Here is a 3,172-nt window from a genome sequence, read left to right on the forward strand (position 1 = left end):
TCGCCGGTCGCCGGCCGGATCTGGTGCGTACCCTGACGCTGATCTCCCCGGCGCTGCCGTTCCTGAACTTCGGCCGCTCGTTGCAGGGGCGGATGCTGCCGCTGCTGGCCATCCCGCGCGGGGAGCGGCTGGCCGCCTGGCGGCTGGCCCAGCTCGCCCCGGAGGTGATGGCCCAGCAGGCGATGGAGGCGTGCGTGGCCGACCTGAGCCGGATCAGCGAGCAGCGCCGGCAGGAGGCGTTGGAGGAGATCCGGGTCCGCTACGAGGCACCCCACTACGCCGCCGCGTACGTCCGCACGTTCCGGGGGCTGGTCGCCAGTTTCCTGCGGTCGTACCTGCCGGGGCCGGAGTCGCTGTGGCGGATCGCCGCCGGCATCGGCGCACCCACGCTGGTGGTCGGGGGGATGAAGGACCGGCTGGTGGACGTCCGGGTGGCCCCGCAGACCGCCCGGGTCATCCCGGACAGCCGGCTGATGATGCTGGCCGGCGTCGGGCACGTGGCCCAGTTGGAGGTGCCGCGTACGGTGGCCCGCGCCGTGTTGCACCTGCTCGCCGAGTCGACCCCGGGCCCGTCGCCGCAACGTCCCGCGACCCTGCCCGGGGATGACGCGCCGGGGTCCGGCGATGACGGAAGGTGGCGTCCCGGCGTGGCATCCTGACCCGGATGTCTGCGCTCCCCTCCCGTGGCCCGCGTCCGATCCGGCTCCCGCGGCCGACGTCCGGCACCGCCCGGTGGCGGCCGATGGCGCTGGTGCTCCTGCTGCTGGTGGTGACCTCCGGCGGGCTGGCCGTCGCCACCCCGCCGCCGGCTGCCGGTCGGCCGGTCGCCGGTCCGGCGGTGACGCCGGGCGGCCCGAAGAACGCCGGTCGCCCGCTGGGCCCGGCCGGTCCCCCCGGCGTACGCGCGTCCGGTGTCATCGCCGGACCGCCCGGTCTCGCCGGAGCGTTCGGTGCCCCCGGATCGTTCGGTGCCGGGGGATCCCTCGGTGCTGGCGGGCCGGTCGTGGCGGCCGGGCCGGTGGGTGCGCCCGGCGGGGTCGGGTCGGTCCCGCCGGTGTCGGCGTCGGCCGGTGCCGTGGCCCCGGCGGCGACCGTGCCGCCGTTGGCGCTGTCCGGTCCGGTGCCGGTGACCGGCCGGGGCACCTTCCGCTACGACGACCGGGCCGGGTCGACGCTCGGCCGCTCGGGCGGCCTGCGGCGCTACCGGGTGGCCGTGGAGGACGGCTCCGGCGAGGACGTCCGGGACTTCTCCGACCAGGTGCAGACGGCCCTGGCCGGGCCGGGGAGCTGGGTCGACGGCGGCCGGTTGCGGCTGCGCCGGGTGCCGGGGAACGCGCCGTCCGACTTCACCGTGCTGCTGGCGACCCGCGGCACGGCGGGGCGGCTGTGCCGGGCCGGGGGTGTGGACATCCGGGTCGGTGGTGTGCCGTACACGTCGTGCCGCGCGCCCGGGAAGGTCATCATCAACCTGGACCGGTGGCGGACGTCGGTGCCGCACTTCGTCCGGGCCGGGGTGCCACTGCCGGTCTACCGGACGTACGTGGTGAACCACGAGGTGGGCCACCAGTTGGGGCACCGCCACGAGGGGTGCCCGGGGGTGGGCCGGCCGGCGCCGGTGATGCAGCAGCAGTCGCTGTTCCTGCGGGGCTGCACGGCGAACCCGTGGCCGTACCGCGACGGCCGCCGGTACGCCGGCCCGGCGCTCTGAGTTCCCGGTGGTGTGTCCGGGCAGGCGCTGGTTGTCGGACGGTTACCGGAGAAGTGAAACATGTTCTTGTAATTTGCGGCAATAGCGCATTTATGCCCGATTAGTCTGCCATGCTGGCCGGGTGAGCACCGAGTCCGCCGAGCGCCCGGAGCCGCCGGCCGCCGGCCGGCCCGACCCGCGCCACACCGACCCGCGCCACACCGACCCGTACCGGGCCGACCCGCGCCCCACCGAGGCGTACCCGCGTCACGCCGAGCCGTACCGGGCCCGGCCGCGCCACGTCGGCCCGCGCTCGGCGTGGTGGCACGGCGAGCCGGGCGTCGGGCCGCGCCGCAGCCGCCGGATGCGCCGTCGGCGACGGCGGGCCGTCCTGCTCGGCCTGGCCCTGCTCGGCGCCGGCGTGGGCGGGTTCGTCACCCTTCAACCGGAGCGCGGCCCGAGCAGCCCCGAGCAGGTCGCCGGCCGGGTGGCCGACGGGGCCGGCGGTGGCCGGCTGCCCGACGGGATACGCGCGGAACGGACCACCGTCGCCTATCCGCGCAGCGGACCCGGCCGCTTCACCGCCGCCGACGGCCGCTCCGAGGTGTACGGCTTCGACGGCCCGCTGCACCGCTACCGGATCGAGGTGGAGCAGGACACCGGGCAGGACGTGGACGCGTTCGCCGCCGCCGTCGACGCCACGCTCGGCGACCCGAACAGTTGGATCCGCTCCGGCGAGCTGCGCCTGCAGCGGGTGCCGGAGATCGCCGCCGCCGACTTCACCATCTATCTCGCCACCCCCGCCACCTCCGAGCGGATGTGCGCCGAGGGTGGGCTCGACACCGAGGGCTACACCTCCTGCCGACTGCCCGGTCGGGTGGTCATCAACCTGGCCCGCTGGATGGAGGCGGTGCCGGACTACGGCGCACCCCTGTCGGTCTACCGGACGTACGTGGTGAACCACGAGGTGGGGCACGAACTCGGCGAGGAACACCAGGCCTGCCCCGGCCACGGTGAGCCGGCGCCGGTGATGCAGCAGCAGACGTACGGGCTGGACGGCTGCGTGGCGAACGCCTGGCCGTACGTCGACGGCTCGCTCTACTCCGGCGATCTCGTACCCGGCAGTTGAGATATTCCCGCTCCCGCATGTCGGACGGGGTGTCACTGCTCATGGCCGAAGGGTGGTCGTCCGAGCAACAATGGCTCGGTTCGCCATCAGCCGATCACCGGGGAGTCCACCGTGTCGTTGCCCCCGCTCGTCGAACCCGCCGCCGAGCTGACCGTTGACGAGATCCGTCGCTACTCCCGTCACCTGATCATCCCCGATGTGGGGGTCGAGGGGCAGAAGCGGTTGAAGAACGCCCGGGTGCTCTGCGTGGGTGCCGGTGGCCTCGGTTCGCCGGCCCTGATGTACCTGGCCGCCGCCGGGGTCGGGACGCTCGGCATCATCGACTTCGACACCGTCGACGAGTCCAACCTGCAGCG

4 protein-coding genes are annotated in these 3,172 nt (G+C 74.7%); all 4 read left to right on the plus strand.

The window, feature by feature from the left end; genetic code table 11:
- Positions 1-659, plus strand: a 659-nt coding sequence (locus tag ACOJTC_RS21040; RefSeq protein ID WP_420118165.1) for an alpha/beta fold hydrolase, incomplete at its 5' end; no start/stop codon positions are given.
- A gap of 83 nt (positions 660-742) precedes the next feature.
- Complete coding sequence (locus tag ACOJTC_RS21045; RefSeq protein WP_420118166.1) at positions 743-1,708, plus strand: DUF3152 domain-containing protein; 966 nt, start codon at positions 743-745, stop codon at positions 1,706-1,708.
- A gap of 121 nt (positions 1,709-1,829) precedes the next feature.
- On the plus strand, positions 1,830-2,816 hold the full coding sequence (locus ACOJTC_RS21050) for a DUF3152 domain-containing protein (protein WP_420118167.1): 987 nt from the start codon (positions 1,830-1,832) through the stop codon (positions 2,814-2,816).
- A 111-nt stretch (positions 2,817-2,927) separates the two neighbouring features.
- Positions 2,928-3,172 (plus strand): ThiF family adenylyltransferase (locus tag ACOJTC_RS21055; RefSeq protein ID WP_420118168.1); only part of this gene is annotated, 245 nt, incomplete at its 3' end.

This window comes from Micromonospora sp. (assembly GCF_048594385.1).
GTDB lineage: Bacteria > Actinomycetota > Actinomycetes > Mycobacteriales > Micromonosporaceae > Micromonospora > Micromonospora wenchangensis.

What these genes read in the sequence shown, in the direction of transcription:
- ACOJTC_RS21045 (WP_420118166.1), top strand. Translation starts at nt 743, where the DNA reads ATGGCGCTGGTGCTCCTGCTGCTGGTGGTGACCTCCGGCGGGCTGGCC.